At 74.3% G+C, this 22,402-nt stretch carries 17 protein-coding genes and 1 pseudogene; 11 read left to right on the top strand and 7 right to left on the bottom strand.

Annotation, left to right across the window (positions count from 1 at the left end):
* Positions 1–52: 52 nt before the first annotated feature.
* A complete protein-coding gene (locus IHE55_RS13630) occupies positions 53–2,302 on the bottom strand; it encodes a bifunctional SulP family inorganic anion transporter/carbonic anhydrase (RefSeq protein WP_197989276.1) in 2,250 nt (749 codons plus the stop codon).
* Positions 2,303–2,599: 297 nt separating this feature from the next.
* Between IHE55_RS13630 and IHE55_RS13625 the strand changes: the two genes are divergently transcribed.
* Entirely contained in the window at positions 2,600–3,892 is a 1,293-nt protein-coding gene (locus tag IHE55_RS13625; RefSeq protein WP_197989275.1) for a polysaccharide deacetylase family protein, read from the top strand.
* On the opposite strand, the gene IHE55_RS13620 is transcribed toward IHE55_RS13625, so the two are convergent.
* Positions 3,873–4,859 (bottom strand): ATP-binding protein, encoded by a 987-nt coding sequence (locus IHE55_RS13620; RefSeq protein WP_197989274.1) that lies wholly within the window; start codon positions 4,857–4,859, stop codon positions 3,873–3,875. The two genes, IHE55_RS13625 and IHE55_RS13620, sit on opposite strands and share 20 nt — an antisense overlap.
* A gap of 98 nt (positions 4,860–4,957) precedes the next feature.
* Between IHE55_RS13620 and IHE55_RS13615 the strand changes: the two genes are divergently transcribed.
* Positions 4,958–5,782 carry a Fic family protein gene (locus IHE55_RS13615; RefSeq protein ID WP_197989273.1) on the top strand — a complete coding sequence of 275 codons (825 nt, stop codon included), beginning with the start codon at positions 4,958–4,960 and terminating at the stop codon, positions 5,780–5,782.
* A gap of 431 nt (positions 5,783–6,213) precedes the next feature.
* Here the strand turns inward: IHE55_RS13615 and IHE55_RS13610 are convergent, their stop codons facing one another.
* On the bottom strand, positions 6,214–7,047 hold the full coding sequence (locus IHE55_RS13610) for an HAD family hydrolase (protein WP_197989272.1): 834 nt from the start codon (positions 7,045–7,047) through the stop codon (positions 6,214–6,216).
* Between the two features lie 453 nt (positions 7,048–7,500).
* On the opposite strand from IHE55_RS13610, the gene ssd reads away from it, so the two are divergent.
* From ssd to IHE55_RS33115, 7 genes and pseudogenes are all read left to right on the top strand, one after another.
* Positions 7,501–8,610 (top strand): septum site-determining protein Ssd, encoded by a 1,110-nt coding sequence (gene ssd / locus IHE55_RS13605; protein WP_197989271.1) that lies wholly within the window; start codon positions 7,501–7,503, stop codon positions 8,608–8,610.
* Positions 8,607–9,791, top strand: a complete 1,185-nt coding sequence (locus tag IHE55_RS13600) for a TadA family conjugal transfer-associated ATPase (RefSeq protein ID WP_197989270.1) — start codon at positions 8,607–8,609, stop codon at positions 9,789–9,791. Before ssd ends, IHE55_RS13600 begins: the two co-directional genes overlap by 4 nt.
* The gene (locus IHE55_RS13595; protein WP_307826648.1) at positions 9,788–10,711 is read left to right on the top strand and encodes a type II secretion system F family protein; all 924 of its coding nucleotides are present in this window, start codon (positions 9,788–9,790) and stop codon (positions 10,709–10,711) included. The genes IHE55_RS13600 and IHE55_RS13595 overlap by 4 nt, the downstream gene beginning before the upstream one ends.
* Positions 10,708–11,502 carry a type II secretion system F family protein gene (locus IHE55_RS13590; protein WP_197989269.1) on the top strand — a complete coding sequence of 265 codons (795 nt, stop codon included), beginning with the start codon at positions 10,708–10,710 and terminating at the stop codon, positions 11,500–11,502. The genes IHE55_RS13595 and IHE55_RS13590 overlap by 4 nt, the downstream gene beginning before the upstream one ends.
* A gap of 439 nt (positions 11,503–11,941) precedes the next feature.
* Positions 11,942–12,166: a DUF4244 domain-containing protein gene (locus IHE55_RS13585; protein ID WP_232265553.1), complete on the top strand. Its 225-nt coding sequence runs from the start codon at positions 11,942–11,944 to the stop codon at positions 12,164–12,166.
* Positions 12,167–12,194: 28 nt separating this feature from the next.
* Entirely contained in the window at positions 12,195–12,659 is a 465-nt protein-coding gene (locus tag IHE55_RS13580) for a TadE family type IV pilus minor pilin (RefSeq protein WP_269671560.1), read from the top strand.
* A pseudogene (locus IHE55_RS33115) lies at positions 12,656–13,210 on the top strand (Rv3654c family TadE-like protein); the annotation flags it as partial. The gene IHE55_RS13580 and the pseudogene IHE55_RS33115, both read left to right, overlap by 4 nt.
* Before the next feature lie 234 nt (positions 13,211–13,444).
* On the opposite strand, the gene sftH reads toward IHE55_RS33115, so the two are convergent.
* Positions 13,445–15,967, bottom strand: a complete 2,523-nt coding sequence (gene sftH / locus IHE55_RS13575) for a DEAD/DEAH box helicase (RefSeq protein WP_197989267.1) — start codon at positions 15,965–15,967, stop codon at positions 13,445–13,447.
* A gap of 54 nt (positions 15,968–16,021) precedes the next feature.
* On the opposite strand from sftH, the gene bldG reads away from it, so the two are divergent.
* Positions 16,022–16,363, top strand: coding sequence for an anti-sigma factor antagonist BldG (gene bldG, locus IHE55_RS13570; protein ID WP_030367299.1), 342 nt, complete (start codon positions 16,022–16,024; stop codon positions 16,361–16,363).
* 94 nt (positions 16,364–16,457) lie between these two features.
* On the top strand, positions 16,458–16,886 hold the full coding sequence (locus tag IHE55_RS13565) for an ATP-binding protein (protein ID WP_197989266.1): 429 nt from the start codon (positions 16,458–16,460) through the stop codon (positions 16,884–16,886).
* Between the two features lie 1,120 nt (positions 16,887–18,006).
* Here IHE55_RS13565 and IHE55_RS13560 read toward each other — a convergent pair.
* The 3 genes from IHE55_RS13560 to IHE55_RS13550 form a co-directional block, all read right to left on the bottom strand.
* The gene (locus tag IHE55_RS13560; protein WP_232265552.1) at positions 18,007–18,438 is read right to left on the bottom strand and encodes a hypothetical protein; all 432 of its coding nucleotides are present in this window, start codon (positions 18,436–18,438) and stop codon (positions 18,007–18,009) included.
* Positions 18,439–19,488: 1,050 nt separating this feature from the next.
* Positions 19,489–20,724 carry a hypothetical protein gene (locus IHE55_RS13555; RefSeq protein ID WP_197989265.1) on the bottom strand — a complete coding sequence of 412 codons (1,236 nt, stop codon included), beginning with the start codon at positions 20,722–20,724 and terminating at the stop codon, positions 19,489–19,491.
* A 653-nt stretch (positions 20,725–21,377) separates the two neighbouring features.
* Positions 21,378–22,199, bottom strand: coding sequence for an ABC transporter permease (locus IHE55_RS13550; protein ID WP_232266298.1), 822 nt, complete (start codon positions 22,197–22,199; stop codon positions 21,378–21,380).
* Positions 22,200–22,402: the final 203 nt, after the last annotated feature.

Raw genomic sequence — 22,402 nt, 5'->3', positions numbered from 1 at the left:
TGCCGCCGGCTGCGGGCCCGGAGCCGGGTGAGGGGCCGCGGCCGCAGCCTCATCAGGGGCGTACGGTGTCCAGGCTCGGGGCCACCTCCGGGCGTACCGCCCGGAACGTGCCGGTCGCCGCGTCCAGTACGTAGGCCTGGGCCTCGCCCACATGGAAGTACATGCCGCGCAGGGTGAGCGTCCCGGCCGCCACCCGGCGGGCCACGCACGGATGGGCCATCAGATGGTCGAGCTGCTGCATCACATTGACCAGGGCCAGCCGTTCCGTGTCGTCGGCCACCGGGCGATCGGCGAGGACGACCTCCGGGTGTCCGGTCATCCTGGCCGCCTCCATCCGGGTGAGGCTCGGCCGGCCGTGCCGCAACCACCGGGCGAGTGGCGTCGGGGCCCCCGGCCCGGAGGGGGAGCTGAGCAGGGCCTGCATCGCCCCGCATCCCGAGTGCCCGCAGACCGTGATGCTGTCCACCTCCAGCATCTCCACGGCGTACTCGACGGCCGCGCCCACCGAGTCGCACGAGACATCGCTGCCCGGCGGCGGCATCAGGTTGCCGACGTTCCGCACGGTGAACAGGTCACCCGGACCGCTTGATGTGATCATGCTGGTGACCAGGCGCGAGTCGGCACAGGTGAGGAAGAGCTGGGTGGGTCTCTGCCCTTCGCGGGCGAGCCGCGCCAGCTCCTCCCTGACCAGCGGCGCGGTGTCGCGCTGGAAGGCGCTCACCCCGCCGAGCAACTGGTCCGCGCCCTCCGAGGCGGTCACCGCCGGCCGGGTGCAGTGGTGGTTGCGCCAGGGGGTCCAGGGGTGGCAGGCGTGGCTGCGCGCCGGTTCGGCGATGGCATGCCCGGATCTGCCGTTGAGTGTGACCCGTCCCCCCTGGGCCCGGTGTGCGGCGGCCCAGCCCTGCAGCGCGTCGTAGGCGGCGTGGTCCATGAACGACCCGCCCAGCTCGACCACCGCGTGGCAGCCGGCCGGCACCTGGGCGAGGGCGCGGGTCAGCCGGGGTACGGCCAGGAACGTCAACTGGCCGTCCACCCGCACCAGGTGGTGCTCCGGATCGCCGAGCACGGTGATCCGGGTGTGGGTGAGCCGGCGCAGTGCCACGATCCCGGCGACGGCGATGCCGACGAGGACCCCCTGGAGGACACCGATCAGGATGACCCCGCCCAAGGTGGCCACGTACACCGGGAACTCGCGGTGCCGCTGGACGTGCTTGATGTGCGCGAAACTCACCATCTTCGCCCCGACCATCATGACCAGGGCGGCGAGTGAGGCCAGCGGCATGAGCTCCAGCGGGCCCACCAGCAGCACGGCTCCGACCAGCACCCAGCACCCGTGCAGAACGGTGGACCGGCGGCTCACGGCGCCGGCGCCGACGTTCGCCGAGCCCCGGATGGCTCCGCCGGCGACCGCCATCCCGCCCAGCAGGCCCGAGACGATGTTGGCGGCCCCTTGGCCGGCCAGCTCCCGGTCGAGGCGGGCGGCGGGAGCCGGGCCGGCGCCGGGCCGGGTGGCACGCAACCGGTCGACGGCGACGGCGGAGAGCAGGGACTCCATGCTGGCGACCAGCGTCACCGTGAGCACCGCGGCGATCAGCCCCAGGACCGGGCCGTCCGGCAGACCGGGCAGCGCCTGGAGGCGCCAGGCCGGCAGGTCGACCCTGGGCAGGGACATGCCGGTGCTGGCCGCGGTGGCCACGGCGACCGCGGCCAGCGGCGCCGGGACGGTGCGCAGCGCGCGGCCCGCCCTGCCCGGCAGCCGTGGCCACAGCAGGAGGACCGCCACGGTGACGGCGGCGATCAGCAGGGCGGCCGGCCGGAGGTTCGGCAGCGCGTCGGGCAGGGAGGTGAGGTTGCCCAGTGCCGAGGTGTCGGGCCGCCGGTCGAGCAGCACCTGGAGCTGCCCGATCGCGATGACCACGCCGATGCCCGCCAGCATGCCGTGGACGATGGCGGGGCTGACCGCGAGGGCGGTACGGGCCACCCGCAGGGCGCCGAGGGCCAGCTGGGTCAGGCCGGCGAGCACGGTGATGGCACAGGTGGCGCGCCAGCCGTAACGCTGCACCAGGTCGGTGGTGACCACCACCAGCCCGGTGGCCGCCCCGCTGACCTGCAGGGGGACACCGCCCAGGAGGCCGGCGACGATGCCGCCGACGATCGTCGCGACCAGGCCCGCCTGGGGCGGGGCGCCGGTGGCCAGCGCGAGCCCGAGGGACAGCGGGACGGAGATCAGAAAGAGGACGACAGAGGCGGGGAGGTCCCGGCGCCAGGCGGGCCCTCCGGCCCGGTTCAAGAGCTGCAACATACCCGTCTCCTCCGGGGCTGCGTGGCCGGGAGCTCGCCGCGCATGCCCCTGCACGGCATGGCTGTCCCGGCCGCTGGTCACGGTGGGTGATGGTTCGGTAACTCTCAAGGGATGGCAAATGGATCGTAATCTCAGGTAAAGAGCCCTGGGAAGTCTTTTCGATCCGCATCGGCGCATCTTCCGTCCATCGAGTGAATGCTCATATGAATTGGCTCATCGTCAGATGCGCCATATGTCCCGGTATGTGAGCTTGAGTGACGTTCTCTGGTACTCACAGCGAGGGATGAGGTGGCCGCAGTGGCCGGGAAGAAACTGATAGCCCTGATAGCCGGCGCGCTGGTCCTGGTGACGGGAGCCGGCTGTTCCGGAACGCAGGGGGACGAGCAGGGTTCGAAACACGGGGGCGAGGGCCTGGCGGCACCCAAGGTGCCCACCACGGTGCGGCTGATCGGCGACGGCTCCACTGCCCACACCGGGATGCAGCCCGGGCAGCCGGCCGCCCGAAGACTGGAAGCGGGACAGCGACCACCGCAGTTCGTCGTCTTCTCCTGGGACGGCGCCGGCGAGGACAGCCAGCGGCTCTTCTCCCACTTCCGCAAGGTCGGCCGCGAGCACGGCGCGACGATGACGTACTTCCTGAGCGGCGTGTACATGCTGCCCGACTCCCGCCGCGAGCTCTACCGGCCGCCCCGGCACGCCAGGGGCGCCTCGGACATCGGCTTCAACGACGTGCGGGGGGTGCGCGACACCGTCCGGCAGCTCCGTGCGGCCTGGCTGGAGGGCAACGAGATAGGTACCCACTTCAACGGACACTTCTGCGGTCCGGACGGCGGCGTCGGGACCTGGACGACCGAGGAGTGGAAGAGCGAGATCCGGCAGGCGGAGGCGTTCGTCAAGAGCTGGAAGACCAACGCCGGGCTGCCCGACGAGAAGCCCCTGCCCTTCGACTACAGCACCGAACTCGTCGGCGGACGGGCCCCCTGCCTGGAAGGGCAGCGCAATCTGATCCCGGCCGCCCGGGCCATGGGGTTCCGCTACGACTCCAGCTCCACCGGCGGTCGGCAGGTGTGGCCGGAGAAGACCGGCGGCATCTGGGACTTCCCCCTCCAGCAGATCCCCGTCCCCGGCCGGGATTTCGAGACGCTGTCGATGGACTACAACTTCCTCGCCAACCAGTCCGGCACCACCCGTGGTGACCCGGCGCGGCACGCCGCCTGGGGCGCGCAGATGCGCGACGGGATGCTGGCGGCCTTGGACCGCGCCTATCACGGCAACCGCGCGCCGCTCTTCATCGGCAACCACTTCGAGTCCTGGAACGGCGGGACCTACATGAAGGCCGTCGAGGACACCATCGCGACCGTCTGCCCGCGGCCGGAGGTGCGGTGTGTGTCGTTCAAGCAGCTCACCGACTGGCTGGACGCGCAGGACCCGGCGGTCCTGGCCAAGCTCCGGCAGCTGGACGTCGGGGAGCGTCCCGAGGGGGGCTGGGCCGCGTTCCTCGCCGGGAGCGGCCCGGCGTCCCGGCCGTCGGAGCGAACGCCCGAGCGGCCGGTGACGGCGTCGGACCGGATCAGGCGGGCTGCGGAGTAGCCGCGCGCTCGTCGAGGACGAAGGCGGGGTCGACCTGGGCCGCCAGGTCGACCCCCGTCCGCTCGTTGCCCCAGCTGGCCGCGTTCTTCAGGTGGAAGTGCACCATCTGGCGGGTGTACCGCTGCCAGTCCCGCTGCTCATAGGTGGCGTCCACCGCCTCCCGCAGGGTGCGCAGTGCCTGCCGGTTGTGCTCCTCCAGCTCTCGGAAGGGGCGCGCCCTGCCCTTCTCCATCGCCCGCACCCAGTCCGAGTGGCCGACCGTGACCAGCAGGTCGTCACCCACCTCGGCACGGAGGAACTCCAGATCGTCCGGCCCCTGGACCTTGTTGCCCACCACCCGCAGCGCCACCCCGAAATCGCGGGCGTACTCCTTGTACTGGCGGTAGACGGCCACGCCCTTCCGGGTGGGCTCGGCGACCAGGAATGTCATGTCGAAACGGGTGAACATCCCGGAGGCGAACGAGTCGCTGCCCGCGGTCATGTCGACCACCAGGAACTCGTCGCGCCCGTCCACCAGGTGGTTCAGGCACAGTTCCACCGCGCCCACCTTGGAGTGGTAACAGGAGACACCGAGGTCGTCCTCGGTGAACGGGCCGGTCGCCATCAGCCGGATCTCGCCGTCGTCGAGCCGCACGGTGCGCGCGCACGCCTCGTAGACCGGATTGTCACCGCCGATCGTCAGCAGCCGGGACCCCTCACCGGGCGGCGTTGTCTTGATCATGGTCTCGGCGGAGGCGATGCGCGGGTTCGTGCCCCGGAGATAGTCCTTGATCAGCGGAAGGTGCGCACCCATCGCCGGCAGTGCGGCGGCCTCCTCCTCGGCCAGCCCCAACGCGGCTCCCAGGTGCTGGTTGATGTCCGCGTCCACGGCGACGACAGGGGCACCCTCGCCGGCGAGGTGGCGGATGAACAGGGACGACAGCGTGGTCTTGCCGCTGCCGCCCTTCCCCACGAAAGCGATCTTCATGTTCAACAAGAGTAGCCGCGTCGCCACGGGCCGGTCGGGCGCGTGAAGAAGACCACTCGAACGGAGGTCGGGCGGTTGGTGTGCGTAGGGTCGTACCCATGAGTAGTCCGACAGCTGATCCGCTCGCCGCTCTCGGTGCCCTGCCCGGCGTCGCCGATTCCGTGGAAGCCGTGCGCGCGGCGGTGGACCGCGTGTACGGCCACCGGGTGATGCGACGCCGCAGCAACGAGATCACCTCCGAGGCCGCGCTGCGCGGCGCCCGGGCCTCCGCCGCGCTGGCCGGTGCCGACTGGGCGCTCGAAGAGGTGCGCCGCCGCACCGACTTCGGTGCCGAGGGGGAGCCCCGGACCGTGGGAGCCGCGCTGCGCCTGACCGCCGAGGCCGGCCAACTGCTGAGCATCTGGCGGCAGTCCCCCCTGCGGGTGCTGGCCCGCCTCCATCTGGTCGCGGCCGGCGGCGTTCAGCCGGACGAGACGGTGGGCCGGCCGCGGCTGGCCGGCGAGGCGGTCGAGGAACCGCTGATCGGCCTGGAACTGCCGGACGCCGCGGAGGTCGCCGGGCGGCTGGACGGACTGGCGCGGCTGCTGCTCACCGGCACCTCGGCTCCGGCCCTGGTCACAGCGGCGGTGGTGCACGGCGAGTTGCTCGCCCTGCGTCCGTTCGCGTCCTTCAACCAGTTGGTGGCGCGTACCGCAGAGCGCATCGTCCTGGTGGACAGCGGTCTGGATCCCAAGTCCATCTGCCCGGCCGAGGTGGGGCACTGCGAGCTGGGCCGCGATGCCTACCTGGCGGCCCTCGACGGCTACGTGTCGGGAACCCCGGAGGGCGTGGTCGCCTGGATCGCGCACTGCGGCAAGGCGGTGGAACTGGGCGTCCGGGAGAGCACCGCGGTGTGTGAGGCGCTGCAGCGCGGCGCCGCCTGACGGAAACGGCGGGTCGTGGGCAGGACCACGTCTGCCCCGCCCCGCACCGGGCGGGAGGCGCCGGGCCTACGGAACCGATGGCTGTCCGGGGGCGGCTTCTGATGGCCGTCCGGTCCCGTACACGGCGGCCGAACGGGGTTGCGGCGGCACCGGCCGGAGCCGGTACCGCCGCTGGCATGTCCGCCGGGTTACCAAGCGTCCTCGAAGGTTGCCCATCAGGCCGGGATCTGGTTGCCCGTCGCCTGGTGCGGCTGGCCCGTAATCGACGGGTCGACGTCGCGTGGGTGCTCGGCCTCCATGCGCGGTCCGTGGGGCCTCGGTGCGTTCGAAGGAATCCTCTCGGATGCCCTTGGTCTCGCGGGCCGTCACCTCCTTTTTACTCCTGTTCGACGGTAAAGGGAAGGTTGTGTCCGATGTGCGGGCATGGCCTCTCAGGTGCGGGCGAAGGCGGCGCGGCGGCGGCCTGTGTACCAGACCACCCCGGCGGTGGCGGCCGCGGCTATCACCGCCGCGGCGACCAGCACCGGACGCGGCGGCATGGACAGCGAGGGAAGCCGCTGCTTGAGCCGGACCGGTCGGCTGAACGTGAGGATCGGCCAGTCCCGGGCGGTGGCCTCCCGGCGCAGCGCGCGGTCGGGATTGACCGCGTGCGGGTGGCCGACCGCCTCCAGCATGGGCAGGTCGGTGGCGGAGTCGCTGTAGGCGTAGCAGCGGGACAGGTCGTATCCCTCGGACGCGGCCAGTTCGGCGATGGCCTCGGCCTTGGTCGGGCCGTAGGCGTAGTACTCCACCTCGCCCGTGAAGACCCCGTTCTCCACGACCATGCGGGTGGCGACCACCCGGTCGGCGCCGAGCATCTCGCCGATCGGTTCCACGACCTCCGCGCCGGAGGTGCTGACGATCACCACGTCACGGCCGGCGGCGTGGTGCTCCTCGATGAGTGAGGCGGCCTCGTCGTAGATGATCGGGTCGATGAGATCGTGCAGGGTCTCGGCGACGATCTGGCGGACCTGCTCGACGTTCCACCCGCGGCACAGCGAGGAGAGGTACTCCCGCATCCGCTCCATCTGGTCGTGATCGGCGCCCCCGGCGAGGAACACGAACTGGGTGTACGCGGTCCGCAGTGCGTCCCGGCGGTTGATGAGTCCGCCTTGATAGAAGGACTTGCCGAAGGTGAGAGTGCTCGACTTCGCAATGACCGTCTTGTCCAGGTCAAAGAACGCGGCTGCGCGGGGCAAGGAGTGGTTTTCCACGACGCCGAGCATAGGCGCCCACCATTCGGCGTAAGGTATGGCGCGTGGGTTTGCCTGAGAAGGCCTTCGGGTACACCATGGAAGTCACGGATCGTTCGCGACCGTGCTAACCCGGCCCGACTCCTCCCCCCCCGAGTCGGCCGTGGGGACGACCCCCGCTCTCCCCCCCGGCGGGGGTCGTCGCATGTCCGGACGCGTTTTCCGGTTCCTCATCGCATCTTCTCCCCTCGCTCGGGTCTGCGCGACGGCGCCTCTTCAAGATCCTGGACTGTAACTGTGGGTAATCGCCAGAGTGCGCTCCGGAAGTCACCGGTATAGGTGATTGGGATATTCACAACTGATGAGTTGTCCACGGTTTTCCACCAAGATCCACATGATTTTCCAGATCCAGGCACGGTGATTCTCAGCAAAGACGGCGCGCGCTGTTCGCGGACGTGAAAGCGCGTAACGATATGGGGAGGGGCCGTGGCAGGATCCGCCACACCGGAGCGGACGGCGACGACGGACGGACGCCGGACCAGACCGCTGATCATCACCGAGGACGAGGAACTGCTCGACGACCTGCTGCGGCTGTGCGCCGCGGCGGGGGCCGAGCCGGAGGTCGCGCACGGCGTCCCCGTCCGGCGCGGCGGCTGGGAGGGCGCGCCACTGATCCTGGTGGGCGACGACTGTGCCGCGGGACTGACCGGCCGGGGACGCCGGCCGGGGGTGCTGCTCATCGGCCGGGACCTGGACGACCCCGGCATCTGGCAGCGGGCCGTGGGAGTCGGCGCGGACCACGTGCTCTTCCTGCCGGACGCGGAGACCTGGCTGGTCGACCGGCTCGCCGACGTGGCCGAGGGCGTCGGCCGGCCGGCGCTGACCGTCGGCGTGCTGGGCGGCCGCGGCGGGGCCGGAGCGAGCACCCTGGCCTGCGCCCTGGCGGTCACCGCGGCCCGCGGCGGGCACCGCACCATGCTCATCGACGCGGACCCGCTCGGCGGCGGGCTGGACGTGCTGCTGGGCGGCGAGGCCGCGCAGGGGCTGCGCTGGCCGGCGTTCGCGCAGTCCCGCGGCCGGGTCGCCGGCACCGCCCTGGAGGAATCCCTGCCCGAACTCCACTCGCTGCGGCTGCTCAGCTGGGACCGCGGCGACGCGGTGGTCATCCCGCCACCGGCCATGCGCTCGGTGCTGGCGGCCGCCCGGCGGCGCGGCGGGGTCGTGGTGGTGGACCTGCCCCGCCGGGTGGACGACACCGTCGCCGAAGCACTGGCCCAGCTGGACCTCGGCCTGCTGGTGGTGCCCGCCGAACTGCGTGCCGTGGCCGCCGCCCACCGGGTCGCGTCCAGCGTCCAGATGGTGCTCAAGGACCTCAGGGCGGTGGTCCGCGGCCCCTGCCCCGCCGGGCTGGACGACGAGGAGATCGCCCGGCTGCTCGGACTCCCGCTGGCCGGGGAGATCCCCCGCGAACCACAGCCGGGCGGCGCCCCGGACGGCGGCGGCCCACCGGGCGCCGGCGGGCGCGGGCCACTGGCCAGGTTCTGCGCCGAGTTCTGGGCGAGGGCCGCGACCGCCGGAGGGGGTGTTCCCGGATGACCCGGGTACCCGGCACCGACCACCAGCCGCCCGGGCTGCTGGACGCGGTGCGCGTGCGGCTGGCCGCCAGCGGCGCCGAGCCCACCCCGGCCCGGGTCGCCGCCGCACTGCGCGAGGAGGGCCGGCTGCTCGGCGACACCGAGGTGCTCGGCGCCGCCGACTCGCTCCGCTCCGAGCTTGTCGGCACCGGCCCGCTGGAGCCCCTGCTGGCCGCGCCGGACGTCACCGACGTGCTGGTCACCGCACCGGACCAGGTGTGGGTGGATCGCGGGTCGGGGCTGCAGCGCACCGCGGTCCGGTTCCGCGACGCCGCGGCGATCCGCAGGCTCGCCCAGCGGCTCGCCGCCGTGGCCGGCCGGCGGCTGGACGACGCCCGGCCGTGGGTGGACGCCCGGCTGCCCGACGGCACCCGGCTGCACGCGGTCCTGCCCCCGGTGGCGGTCGGCTCGACCTGCCTGTCCCTGCGCGTGGTCCGGCCCCGGGCGTTCACCCTGGCCGAACTGGTCGCGGCGGGCACGGTGCCGCCACGTGGGGAGGCACTGCTGCGCTCGGTGCTCGCCGCCCGGCTGTCGTTCCTCATCAGCGGTGGCACCGGGTCCGGCAAGACGACCCTGCTCAGCACCCTGCTGGGGCTGGTGGCCGAGAACGAACGGATCGTCCTCGCGGAGGACTCCTCGGAGCTGCGCCCCGACCACCCCCACGTGGTGCGGCTGGAGACCCGGCCCGCCAACCAGGAGGGCAAGGGGCTGGTCACGCTGCGGGACCTGGTGCGGCAGGCGCTGCGGATGCGCCCGGACCGGCTGGTGGTGGGCGAGGTCCGCGGTGCCGAGGTCACCGATCTGCTCGCCGCGCTCAACACCGGCCACGAGGGCGGGTGCGGCACGGTGCACGCCAACGCGGCGGCGGACGTCCCGGCCCGGCTGGAGGCGCTCGGCTCCACGGCCGGTCTCGACCGGGCCGCGCTCCACAGCCAGCTCGCCGCGGCGCTGTCCGTGGTGATCCATCTGGCGCGGGACCGCGACGGCCGCCGCCGGATCGCGGAGATCCACGTCCTGGAGCGCGACGCCTCCGGCCTGGTGACGACCGTCCCGGCGGTGGTGTGGGGGCGCGCGGGGTGTGAACGGGCGGCGGGCTGGCCCCGGCTGCGTTCGCTGTGCCTGCGCCGGGGAGGTGCGCTGTGAGCGGCACCGCCGGGGCCCCCGGGCCGCTGCCGCTGTGCACAGCGGTGCTCTGCGCCGCCGCCGCGCTGTGGTCCGTCGCGGGGGAGCAGCGCCGGTTGCGCCGGGCCCACCTGCTGCTGGCCGGCGGCGGCACCCTCGCGTCCGGCCGTGCCGAGTACCGCCGGCGGGCCACGAGGGTGTTCGCCACGGTGAGCCGCCGCTGGCGGGCGGGGCACGGCCGCCGGCTCGGCCGGGAGGTGCTGTGTCTGCCGGCCGGCGGGGCCCTGGCCCTGCTCACCGCGTCGGTGATCCCGTTGGTGGCGGCACTGGCCGCCGTGGTTCCGGCGGGCCGGTGGTTACGGGCCCGGGAGCGGCGCGGCGAGCGGGAGCGGCGGACCGTCGGGGTGATCGAGCTGTGCGGTGCCGTGGCGGGTGAGCTGCGGGCGGGCCGGCAGCCGGGCGAGGCACTGCTCGCCGTTCGAGCCGACGAGCTGGGTGACGGCTGGCCCCTGGTGACCGCCGCGGCGCGGTTCGGCGGGGATGTCCCCGAAGCCCTGCGGCGTGCGGCGGCCACGCCCGGCGCGGAGGGGCTGACCGGTGTCGCCGCCTGCTGGCAGGTCGCGGTGGACGGCGGCGCCGGGCTCGCCACCGGGCTCGACCGGGTGGGCGCGGCGCTCCGGGCCGAACACGAACAGCGGGAGCAACTGCACGCCCAGCTGGCGGGGCAACGCGCGACCGCGTGGGTGCTGGCCGTGCTGCCCGTCTTCGTCCTGCTGATCGGCACCCTGCTGGGCGCCGACCCGCTGGGAGTTCTGCTCCACACCCCGGCCGGGATCGCCTGCCTGGTGGCGGGCGGGCTCCTGGAATGGGCCGGGCTGGCCTGGACCGGCCGTTTGATCCGCTCGGCGGCCGATCGGGAGACGCCGGGAGGGCGTCCATGAGCGCGGAAGTTATCCACAGCCTGGGGATGACTTCGGGGGTCGGGGCCGCCGTGCTGGGCGTGGGCGCGGCACTCACCCGGGCGCGGCGCGTCCGGACCGCCCGGCGCCGCCTCACCATGATCGTCCAACTCGTGGGGCCCGGCGACCGTCGCAGGCCGACCGCACGGCGCCGTCGGTGGCCCGGCACGTCACGGCCGGCCGAGGTGGGTCTCCGGCTCGCCCCGGTGGCGGTGGTGCCCGCCGGAGTCCTTCTGGTCGGTGGCATCGCCGGTCTGCTCGTGGGCATCGGCGGGGCGGTCGCCCTGAGCCGGTGGCTGCGGCGGCGCCGGGAGCGGGCGGCGGACGAGGCGGCGGCAGAACCCGGCCCGGTTCCGCAGCTGCCCCTCGCCGCGGACCTGCTCGCCGCCTGCCTGGCGGCCGGCGCCGCACCGGGGGAGGCGGCGGAGGCGGTCGGCAGGTCGCTGCCCGGACGGATCGGTGGACGGCTCACCGGAGTGGCGGCGGAGCTGCGGCTCGGTGGCGAACCGGGCCGGGCATGGGGGCGGCTGGCCGCCCTCCCTGGTGCGGGCCGGCTGGCGGTCTGCCTGGAGAGGGCGGGCACGACCGGCGTCCCGGCCGTCGAAGCCGTCGCCGGGATCGCGGCCGACTGCCGTGCCGAGCGCAACAGAGCCGCCGGGGTACGGGCCGGACGCGCCCAGGTGCTGACCACCCTTCCCCTGGGCCTGTGCTTCCTCCCGGCGTTCCTGCTCACCGGTGTGGTGCCGATGGTCATCGGCCTCGGTACGGCATGAACGCCGATCACCCGGCGGCAACGGCACAGGCCCGCGGGCCGGAGCGCCGCGCGCCGTGGAGCCCGCGAACACGGAGGTGAGCCGGCGGCAGAGCGCGCCGACCGGAAGACGGCGAGGGAGGTGAGGCGGCAGGACCGGGAACGGCCGGGGCCGCTCGACGGTGATCGGAGGACGGACGAACGCGAGGAGCACACCAACGGAACGCAGCGCATCACCACCGGAACCGGCACGCCCCACCAGCACACCCGACCACCCGGCGGACGAACGGGACGGATGAGGGTCGCAACGGGCGCGGCGGATGAGAGACGGATGACCGAGACCGCCCCAGACCTCCGGGAGCCGCAGGACCGACGTGTGGGACCGGCGGGTCGGCGGGGCGTGGGGACGCCGGGTCGAACAGCGGCTCGACGACAACGACGATGACGAGAAGGACATGAACATGATGGTCAGGAAAAGGTTCACGGCATGGTGCACCGGACGGTACGCCGCGGTGCGGGAGGCTCTGCGGACCCGTGCCCAGGCCGGAATGACCACGGCCGAATACGCGGTCGGGACGGTCGCGGCCTGCGCCTTCGCCATGGTGCTCTACAAGCTGGTGGAGAGCGAACCGATCCGCAACGCACTGCGATCGGTGATCGTGCGAGCGCTCGATGCGCAGTTCTGACGCGGTGCCGGGGGGCGGCTTCGGCCCGTTGTCGGGTGCCGGTCCGCCGGCCCGGTGGTGGCCGGGCGGGCCGCGGGGTGACCTCCGCCGCGACGGCGGGTTCGTCACGGCGGAGGCGGCGGTGGCCGCACCGGTGCTGGTGCTCTTCGCCGCGATGCTGATCTGGGGGGTGATGGCGGCCTCCGACCAGTTGCGCTGCGTGGACGCGGCCAGGGCCGGGGCGCGTGCCGCCGCCCGCGCGGAATCACCGGAGGCGGTCCGGGCCGCCGTCCGCTCCGCCGCTCCGGACGGAGCCGAGGTGAGGATCCGACGCGAGGGTGAACTGGTCCGGGTACGGGTCGAGGCGGCCACCGCCGGGCCGGGGGCCCTGTCCATCCGGCTGCACGGCGAAGCGGTCGCCCTCGCCGAGGACCTGACGGGGAAGACCGGAGCGGACGCGGCGGTGGCGGTGAACCCCCGGCCCGGTGTGCGCAGCGGTGCGGGGCACCCATGAGCGGACGGAACCGGAGGTGGGACAGGCACGATCCCGGCCATGTCCACGAGCAGGGCATCGGTGCCGGTCGGGGCGACGGTGCCGCGCGGGACCCCGCGGCTCGCCGGAACGGCGGCACCGGCCCGGACCGTGCCCCGCTCCCGGAACGGGTCCGGGAGCGGGGGGAGCCCCGAGGGCGGCACGGGGGCCGGCTGAGAGCGGCCCTGAGACGTGGGGGGAGCCGCGATCAGGGTCCTCCACGAAGGAGCCGGGAAGGGGGACCGGGCCGACGGCGGTTCCCCGTCGGCCGGCCGGATGGTGACCGCGGCTCGGCGACGGTGTGGGCAGCGGTGGCGGCCGCGGCGTTGTGTGCCGTCTTCGCGGCCGTGTTCCTCATGGCGAAGGTGACCGTGGCGCGCCACCGCGCGGGTGGTGCGGCGGACCTGGCGGCCCTCGCGGCGGCCGATCACGCACTGGAGGGCACGCGTGCCGCCTGTGGCCTGGCCGAGCGGGTGGCGGTCGCCCAGGGCGCCCGCATCGTCCGGTGTGCGGTGCAGGGGGAGATCGCGGACCTCACCGCGGAGGTACGGGCCGGTCCGTTCGCCCCCCGCGTGCGGTCCCGGGCGGGCCCCGCGGAGGCGGTGCCGCCGACGGGGAGGGAGGCGATAGGGAGCGTCGTGCCGCACCACCGGCCGGAGCCGGCACGAGGCGCCGAGGAACGCCCGCAGGGCAGTCCGGACCGGTGTCGGCCGGACGACGAGGGTCGACGGGTCGGCGGGGCGTCGTCCGGGGCCGGTGGATCGGTGTCAGCCGGTCGACACCGCGCCATCAGAGGCCGGCGGGGTGTCGTCCGGGGCCGGTGGGGCGCCCGACAGCAGTGTGCCGAGCAGCCGGATGGCCGCCTTCTTGTCCAGCGGCTCGTTGCCGTTGCCGCATTTGGGTGACTGGATGCAGGACGGGCAGCCGGACTCGCACTCACAGGAGGCGATGGCCTCCCGGGTCGCGGTCAGCCAACGGGCGGCGGTGTGGAAGGCGCGCTCGGCGAACCCCGCACCGCCGGGGTGACCGTCGTAGACGAAGACGGTGGGCAGCAGCGTGTCCGGGTGCAGCGGGACGGAGACACCACCGATGTCCCAGCGGTCGCAGGTGGCGAAGAGGGGCAGCATCCCGATGGAGGCGTGTTCGGCGGCGTGCAGGGCCCCGCCCAGGGCTTCCGGCAGGACCCGCGCGTCGCCCAGCTGGTCCTCGGTCACCGTCCACCACACCGCGCGCGTCCGCAGGGTGCGGGGTGGCAGGTCGAGGCGGGACTCCCCCAGCACCTCACCCGTGATCAGTTTGCGACGGAGGAAGGAGACGACCTGATTGGTGACCTCGACCGAACCGAAGCACAGCCGGGCGTCGCCCCACGGCACCTCGGCGGTCGTCTCCAGGATGGAGATCGACGTGGTGTCCCGGGCGGTGGTGGAGTACGGCGGATCCGCTGCCTCGACCAGGGCGACCGCGTCCTCCAGGTCCAGTCGCCGCACCAGGTAGCTGCGGCCCTGGTGCAGATGGACGGCACCGTCGTGGACGGTGGTGTGCGCGGCGGCGGCGTCCACCGTGCCCAGCAGGCGCCCGGTGGCCTCCTCCACCACCTGGACGGGCCGCCCGCCGGTCCCCCGGATGTCGGTGAGGTCGGCGGCGCGTTCCCTGCGCGTCCAGTGCCAGCCCGTGGCGCGCCTGCGCAGCAGTCTGCGCTGCTCCAGCTGGGGCATCAGCTCCGCCGCGGCCGGGCCGAAGAGTTCCAGGTCCGCCTCGGTCAGCGGGAGTTCCGCGGCCGCGGCACACAGGTGCGGCGCGAGGACGTAGGGGTTGTCCGGATCCAGGACGGTCGATTCGACGGGCCGCCGGAACAGCGCCTCCGGATGGTGGACGAGGTAGGTGTCCAGCGGGTCGTCCCGGGCCACCAGGATCGCCAGCGCGCCCTGGCCGGCGCGTCCGGCGCGTCCGGCCTGCTGCCACAGGGAGGCACGGGTTCCCGGGTAGCCGGTGATGACGACGGCATCGAGGCCGGCGATGTCCATGCCCAGTTCCAGTGCGCTGGTGGCGGCCAGACCGAGGAGTTCGCCGGAGTGCAGGGCGCGTTCCAGGGCCCGCCGTTCCTCGGGCAGGTAACCGCCCCGGTACGCCGCCACCCGGGAGGGGAGGGAGCGGTCCACCGCCGCCAGGTGTTCCTGGGCGATCAGCGCGATCAGCTCGGCGCCGCGCCGGGACCGTACGAAGGTGATCGTCCGGACGCCCTGCACGGCCAGGTCGGTGAGGAGGTCGGCCGACTCGGCGGTGGCGGTGCGGCGTACCGGGGCGCCCTGCTCGCCGTGCAGGTCGGTCAGCGGCGGCTCCCACAGCGCGAAGACCACCTCGCCACGGGGGGAGGCGTCCTCGGTGATCTCGCCGACCGGCAGGCCGGTCAGCCGGGTCGCCGCCACGCCGGGGTCGGCCGCGGTCGCGGAGGCGAGGAGGAACACCGGGGAGGCGCCGTAGCGGGCGCAGACCCGGCGCAGCCGCCGCAGCACCTGCGCCACATGTGACCCGAAGACGCCGCGGTAGGTGTGGCACTCGTCGATCACCACGAAGCGCAGCGAGCGGAGGAAGGAGGACCAGCGGGCATGTCCGGGCAGAATGCCGCGGTGCAGCATGTCCGGGTTGGTGAGGACGTAGTTGGCGTGCTCGCGGACCCAGTCGCGCTCCTCGACCGGGGTGTCGCCGTCGTAGACCGCCGCCCGTACGGCGCCGCCGAGCGGACCGGCCAGCCGGCGCACGCTGCGGCACTGGTCGGCGGCGAGGGCCTTGGTGGGGGCGAGGTACAGCGCGGTCGCGCCCCGTCCGGCCCGGGCGGCCCCCCTGGCACGGGCGCCACCGTCCGGGCCGGTCGCGGCGCCGTCCAGCAACGCGCTGAGGACCGGGGCCAGGTAGGCGAGCGACTTGCCGGACGCGGTGCCGGTGGCGACGACCACCGACTCGCCGTTCATCGCCCGTTCGGCGGTACGGGCCTGGTGCGCCCAGGGACGCGCCACACCGGCCGTCCGAATGGCGGCGATCACTTCCGGCCGGATCCGATCAGGCCACTCGGCATGGCTTCCGACGCGCGGGGGCAAGTGCTCCGTATGAGTGATGCGTGCAGCCCTTTCCGCCCCGCGGGTGATCCGCCCGAGTACGGTCCGGGGTGAGGGGCGTATGCCCGCCGGAGGCGGGAGCTGGTTGTGGGCCATTGACACCGAGTGTGTCACTGGAGTGACGGACAATGGGCTCAAGGCGTCGTGCGCGCCTGCAGGTAAGTGATTGAATGCCATCGCGGCTGCCGATCCATGGGGGGCGACCGCTCGATGCAAGGTGCTGGAGGATCCGTGGACCTGTCCCTGTCGACCGAGACCGTTGGCGACCGCACGGTGGTGAGGGTCGGTGGCGAGATTGATGTGTACACCGCGCCCAAGCTGCGCGAGCAGCTGGTCGAGCTTGTCAACGACGGGAGCTACCACCTGGTTGTGGACATGGAGGGCGTGGACTTCCTCGACTCCACCGGGCTCGGCGTGCTCGTCGGTGGCCTGAAGCGTGTCCGGGCCCACGAGGGCTCCCTGCGCCTGGTCTGCAACCAGGAGCGCATTCTCAAGATTTTCCGTATCACCGGTCTGACCAAGGTGTTCCCGATCCACACCTCGGTCGAGGACGCCGTCCAGGCGACCGACTGACCATCTCGCCAGTCCCGCGGGAAGACCGAAGGGGGTACCGGGCGGACTCGCCCGGCCCCCTGAGACGCACGCCCGGACATCCGAGGGGGATCGCATGGCCACCGTCGAACTGCGCTTCAGTGCACTGCCCGAACACGTACGGACGGCCCGGCTCGTCGCGGCGGCCGTGGCCCGCCGGGCGGGGGTGGACGAGGCGGTGCTCGACGAACTCCGCCTCGCGGTGGGTGAGGCATGCAGCCGTGCCGTCGGACTCCACCGGAGCAGCGGCATCACCGCGCCGGTGAGTGTGGTGCTGACCGAGGAGGAGAAGAAGTTCTCCATCGAGGTGGGTGACGCGGCGCCGCGCGGCACCGGCTCCGGGGCCGACACGCCGGCCGCGGACGACGGTTCGGCCGAGGGCGACGACCAGATGGGCCTGGCGGTCATCAGCGGCCTGGTGGACGACGTCGAGGTGTCCACCGGCGAGGAGGGCGGCGTCATCCGGATGAGCTGGCCCACCACGCCGGCGCCGACCCTGCCCTGACACGGCCACGACGGCTCTGCGGCGCCATCCCCTGCGGGAGGCCGCGGCGTCGTCGTGCTGGTGCGTGATGACGCTGCCGCGCGGGCGGCGGCTTCTTCGTAGCGTCGTCTTCCGGTCCTGTGCGGTGCCGGTGTTCGGTCTCCGGTGTCCGGTGGGTGCCCCGGCGCGTCGCGGAGGCACGTTCGTACGCGGCGGCGCCGGTGGAGCGGATGTTCCGGTGGTTCCGTGTTCGCCGCGACGGCCGCCCGGTGCCGGTCGTGGGCGCCGGGGCGCCGACCGCGAGTCCTCGTGTGAGCCCGGCCGGCGCGCCGGTCCCGGCGTGCCTCGGTACGGCTCCGCAGCTTCCCGGACGTGGCTCCGTTTCTGGCCCCCGTCGGGGCGCGGCCGACTGCCGGGCCGTTTCCGTCCTCCCGCCGGTGGCGCCTGCTCGGGTGTCTTCGCCTTGCGGGCTGCCTGCCGCCGTCCGCGCTGGCCCAGCTGCCGTACGCCTCGGCCGGCCGCCGAACGCGCCTGCCGGGCTGCCGCCCGGGCCCGGCCTCGGCCTGCGGTCTGTGGTGCCCGTTTGCGCTCCGCCCCGTCGTTTCCGTGGCTTCGTTTCCGTGGCTCTCCGGTCTCCCGACGGCCCCGTACGTCTCCGCCATGACGGCTGTCCGTCCGTCCGGGAGCATGGGAGCTTGCCCGTTCGTCGTGGTGCGGGCTTTCTGAGGGCGTCTTGGTGGGAGGCCGGGCGGGTAACGCTGCCGGTTTCTGGTGCGGGCGCGGCGACTGGAGGGGATGGCTCCGAACGGGGTGAGGGGTGGCGGGTACGGCACGGCACCCGGGGCGCCAGGGCCGTCCGCCTGGGAGGTCCGCGCCTGGTCACGCGTGAGTAAGGCCCCGACCTGCCGGCCCGGGGATGTCTCGGCGCGGGGCGTCTCGGCATCGGAAGAGCCGGCCTGCCGGCTCCGGGCCCGCGCCGGCTCCCCGGGGCGTCCGGCTGCCCCACTCCGGGTCCGGGGTCCGGGCACGGTGCCGGGGACAGCGGGGACCGTGTGCCATGCCGGGCGCTCCGGTAACCCGTGCCGCTCGCTCGCCGGCCCGGTAGGGCGAGCGGTTCGGGTCTCCTGGCCCACGCGGCTGCTCAGCCGGCCTGTGGCGAGCGGAGCAGTTCGGCGCGGCGGCGTACCGCCTCCAGGGCGCCGGGGCGGCGGCCGGGCACCTGGGTGCGCAGTTCGATGAGCAGCGGGGCGAGCGCGGCGGCCCGGTTCGGGTCGCGGATCTCCTGCCACTGGTGGTGAGCGCGGTCCACGGCCCCCTCCACGTCCGGGTGGCCGGGCGGCTGGCGGTTGCCCAGCCGGATGCGGGCGGCCGCCATCCACAGCTCACAGGCGCGGAGCGAGTCCCCGGCGAGCCGGAACAGGTCCGCCCGCACCTCCAGCCAGTGGATGGCCTCCGACGAACTGGGACCGTGGGCGCGCATCGCCTCCTGCTCCCACGCCGCCGCCATCGCCGCGGCCTCGCTGTGCCGTCCGGCCCGCGCGGCCTCCAGTATCGATGCGTGCGGATCGGACATCCGGCGGGCGGCCGGAGCGGGCGGCTCGGTGGGCTGCGGCGGGACCGACGGACGGGCGGGCACGGGCGCCGCCGGTGCGCCCTGCGAAGGCACCGTCGCGGCACCCGGTTCCCCGGGCTCTCCCTCCACCTCTCCCCGGCCCTCCCCGGGGGCGTGTCGGGGTGCGGGCACGGACGCCGGGGCCGGGTCCGGTTCGAGGGCCCTGCCGGGGTTCGGGCCGAGGGTCGGGACGGGTCCTGCGGCTCGGCGGTGAGCGGGTCCCCGGTCGGCGCCGGCTCAGCGGTTCCGTCGGCCGGTGCCGGCTCGCCGTCTCCCTCGGCTTGTGCCGGCTCGGGCTTTTCGCCGGCCGCCGCCCGTTCGGGTGCCGTGCGGCCCGGAGGTTCGGCGGCACCGGCCTCGCGAGCGTCTCCGGTGACGGACCGTGCCCGTTGCGGGGCGTCGTCCGGCGCGGAGGGCCGCTCTGCGTCCTCCGCGGCTCCGGGACGCGGCCGTGCGGGGACCTCACCGGCCGGCGGCTGCTGGAGGGCGTCGCCGGCCCGGGGGCCATCGGCGGCGGGGTGACCGGTGGCAGGCACCGCGGTGGGGCGGTGGTCGGCGGCCGGGTCATTCGCCGGGGGACCGGCCGGTAGCTCCGCGGCGGGCCCGGACGGGGGATCCGATCCCGGTCCGGGCGGGATCTCCTCCGGCCCGGGCGGGTCGCGTTCCCGGGCCGGGCGGGGTTTCGGTTTCCGGCCGGGCGGGGGCTCCTCCGGTACGGTCCCGGCTTCGGCCGCTGCCCCGGTCTTCGGTGCGGGCCGGCGGGTGTCCTCGATCGGCATGGGGTGCAGGAGCCGGTCCGACGGATGGGGCGGGAAGCAGATCCGGCGACTCGGTCTCGTCCGAGCGGAGTGTTCCCAAGGCGGCTGCTCATCGGCACGCCGCCCGGCGCGGGGTGGCCCGGGGCGCCCGGCACGGAGGCGGTGCGGGGTCCCTGGCACGGAGCCGTGATGGGCCGAGGTGGCCGACCCGTCGGCGGGATACCCGGTCGCGCCCTGCCCGTGGGCGGCCCGCTCAACTGCGGCTTGCTCTACTTCGGCCTGCCCGGCAACGGGCGTGGCGGATGCCGGCGGTGCGGCGGACACCGGTGGTGGGTGGGCGCGCCCTGGCTGCCGGCGGGGGCGGGGGCGCGGCGGGGGAGGCCGGGACGGAGCGCTCGTACCGCTCGTCCGGGACCGGATCACGGTCCGGGGCTCCCGGCCGGCGGCCGGGGCCGGGGTGAAGGGCGGGCGGGGTCGCATGGTCCCAGCCGGGCGGCGGCGCATGCGGGCCGGCCGGGGCGTACGGGCCGGCCGGGGCGTACGGGCCGGCCGGGACGGACCCGGGGGCCGGGAACGAGCCGGGCCAGCCGGTGCCGTCACCCGCCACGGGGCCCGGAGCGGGGTCCGGGAAGGTGCCGAGCGGCGGGCCCGGCGGCAGGACGCCGGGGTCCGGCTCCATGGACGCGGCCGCATATCCCGGGGCGGCTCCCGGTCCGGTCATGGGGGGCGCGTCCGGCACCGCCGGCCATTCCGTACCGGTTCCTCCGGCCGGCCACCCCCCGCCGGACGGCTCGGCGGACCGAGCGGGCGCGCCCAGCAGCAGTTCCGGGCCGCCGCCGAGACCCGCCTCCAGCACGGCCCGTTCGTGCAGAAGGGGCAGCGGCGGCCGTTCCGCGAGACCCCGCAGCAGGGTGGAGAACGCCTTGCTGTAGCGCGGCTCCAGCAGCCCGCGCCGTCGCCTGGGCACCGGGGCGATCACCCCGTACAGCATGAGTCCGGCGGCCAGGTGGGCCTGGACGGCCGGACCCTGCTCGGCCATGCGCGGCCACGCGGTACCGTCCGCCACCAGGTCGGCGACGACGGTGGTGCTGCCCGGCGGCCGGTGGCCCAGCTCGGCGGTGAGCCAGTGCCAGGGGAGCGCGCTGTACCGGGCGGTGCGGGCGGTGGTGTGGGCCAGCGCCAGGTGCGGCATCTGCTGCTTGCTGTCGAGCGTCAGCTGCCCGGCGAGATACACCAGCACCGGGCCCGGGTGGGTGGCGGCGGTACGCAGATGGGCCAGTACCGTCTGCGGGTCGGCGGGGTCCACCAGCTGTACGACACTCGCTCCGCCGGGTGTCCCCACCAGCACGGCCGGGGCCACGGCCGCGAGTTGCGGCAGGGCGGCCGCGGCGTCCATCACCCGGCGCTTGCCCTGCTTACCGCCCGGACCGGCGGCGATGAGCAGGGCGTAGCCGAAGTCGCCTGCCGTTCCCGCTCCATTGATCGCCATACGAGCACGGTAGCCGGTGCCGGGCGGCGATGTGCCGCGTGCGCCGCAACGCCCGGCCCCGGCGTCCTGGGCCGATTTCCTCGGGCCGGGGGTAAGGAGGCGAACCGGACGGTGCTGATCGCGGTGGCTGGTGTGGCGGGCACGCCAGGGGGAGCGTTGCTCGCCCAGCGAGGTGCCGACCGGGCCGGGAGGCGCGGGCTGGTGATGACCCAGGCCCTCCAGGCGGCCCGGGAGAACCGTGCCCTGCGGCGGAGCTGCCAGCCGAAACTGGTCCAGCGCGCAGGCAGTTCGCCACGGCCCTCAGCCGTCACCTGTACGTCCTGCGGGACGTGGAGTGCACCGACACGGCCCGGTGCAGATCGTCGTGGGCACCGGGCCTGGGCCATCGGCACGCGCACGGTGCCGATGGCCCGCATGCGTGGCCGGTTGTCTACTTCTCGTCGGTTGCCGTAGCTTCCGGGCGGGTGAATCCGCTGCCGTTCCGGTCGGTCGGGAACCTGAAGGCGATCGCGCCGATCGTCTGCCGGTGATTCCGCGATCGACCGCCTCCCTCCGGTGGCCGGTCCGGGAGCAACGGCTCGGTCCGCGCCCCTTGCGCATCAGCAGACGACACAGCCGGGCCGTCGACCGACCGGTCCACACGAACGAAACCGCTAGGCGCCGAGCCGCCGGAACCGCCGTACCGCCAGCGGGAAGAAGACCGCCAGCAGCACCAGGGGCCAGGCCACCGCGAGGAGTTCGGCGTGCCGGGCGGCCCAGGAGGACCCCTCCCACCCCGGGTTGCCGAACAGGGAGCGGGTGGCGGCGGCCGTCGCGGACATCGGGTTCCACTCGGCGAGTGTGCCCAGCCACGCCGGCATGTCCCGTGGCGAGGCGAACACGCTGGAGAGGAACCCGATCGGCCAGATCAGGATCTGCACCGCCTGCACCATGTCCGGGGTACGCGCGACCAGCGCGAGGTGGATGCCGAGCCAGAGCATGGCCAGCCGGAGCAGCAGCAGGAGGCCGACCGCGTACAGGGCGTCGCCGGTGCCGCCGTGCCAGCGCCAGCCCATCGCCAGCCCCACGCCGATCATCACCAGCAGGCCGGCCGCCGACTGCACCAGGTCCAGGACGCTGCGGCCGACCAGCACCGCCGACTGCGCCATCGGCATGGCCCGGAACCGGTCCAGCACCCCCTTGCTGATGTCCTGGGTCAGCGCGACCATCGTCGAGTCCACGCCGAACGCCATGGTGAGCGCGAACATCCCGGGCACCAGGAAGTCCCGGTAGTCACCGCCGCCGGCGACGGTCATCCCGCCGCCGAGGAAGTACGCGAACATCAGCAGCATCATCACCGGGAAGACCAGGCCGACGATCACCTGTCCCGGCCGACGGGTCCAGTGGGCGAAGCCGCGCCGGGTCATGGTCCAGCAGTCGGCCAGGGTCCACCGCCACCGGGGCCCGGGGGCGTCGGTGGCGGGTGCCCCGGTCATCAGGGCCTCGGTCACCGGTGCCCCGGTCACCGGGTCCGGGGCGCTCGCCCGGGTCCTGGACGTCATATCCGCTCCCCCTTCCGGCCGGCCCGCCGGCCCTGTTCGGTCGGTTCGGCCTGTTCGGCCGGCCGGTCGGGTTCCGTCCGCCCGGGTCGTTTCGTCGCGCCGCCTTGTTCCGCCGGCAGGCCGTGTTCTGCCGGCAG

Source organism: Streptomyces pactum, from assembly GCF_016031615.1.
Lineage (GTDB): Bacteria > Actinomycetota > Actinomycetes > Streptomycetales > Streptomycetaceae > Streptomyces > Streptomyces pactus.
This window is presented reverse-complemented; position numbering and strand designations above follow the sequence as displayed.

Bases quoted from the DNA above. Each gene is read 5' to 3' on its own strand.
- IHE55_RS13630 (WP_197989276.1), bottom strand. From the start codon at position 2,302: ATGTTGCAGCTCTTGAACCGGGCCGGAGGGCCCGCCTGGCGCCGGGAC.
- IHE55_RS13620 (WP_197989274.1), bottom strand. From the start codon at position 4,859: ATGAAGATCGCTTTCGTGGGGAAGGGCGGCAGCGGCAAGACCACGCTG.
- IHE55_RS13615 (WP_197989273.1), top strand. From the start codon at position 4,958: ATGAGTAGTCCGACAGCTGATCCGCTCGCCGCTCTCGGTGCCCTGCCC.
- IHE55_RS13610 (WP_197989272.1), bottom strand. From the start codon at position 7,047: ATGCTCGGCGTCGTGGAAAACCACTCCTTGCCCCGCGCAGCCGCGTTC.
- IHE55_RS13600 (WP_197989270.1), top strand. From the start codon at position 8,607: ATGACCCGGGTACCCGGCACCGACCACCAGCCGCCCGGGCTGCTGGAC.
- IHE55_RS13590 (WP_197989269.1), top strand. From the start codon at position 10,708: ATGAGCGCGGAAGTTATCCACAGCCTGGGGATGACTTCGGGGGTCGGG.
- IHE55_RS13585 (WP_232265553.1), top strand. From the start codon at position 11,942: ATGATGGTCAGGAAAAGGTTCACGGCATGGTGCACCGGACGGTACGCC.
- sftH (WP_197989267.1), bottom strand. From the start codon at position 15,967: ATGGCATTCAATCACTTACCTGCAGGCGCGCACGACGCCTTGAGCCCA.
- IHE55_RS13565 (WP_197989266.1), top strand. From the start codon at position 16,458: ATGGCCACCGTCGAACTGCGCTTCAGTGCACTGCCCGAACACGTACGG.
- IHE55_RS13560 (WP_232265552.1), bottom strand. From the start codon at position 18,438: ATGTCCGATCCGCACGCATCGATACTGGAGGCCGCGCGGGCCGGACGG.
- IHE55_RS13555 (WP_197989265.1), bottom strand. From the start codon at position 20,724: ATGGCGATCAATGGAGCGGGAACGGCAGGCGACTTCGGCTACGCCCTG.
- IHE55_RS13550 (WP_232266298.1), bottom strand. From the start codon at position 22,199: ATGACCGGGGCACCCGCCACCGACGCCCCCGGGCCCCGGTGGCGGTGG.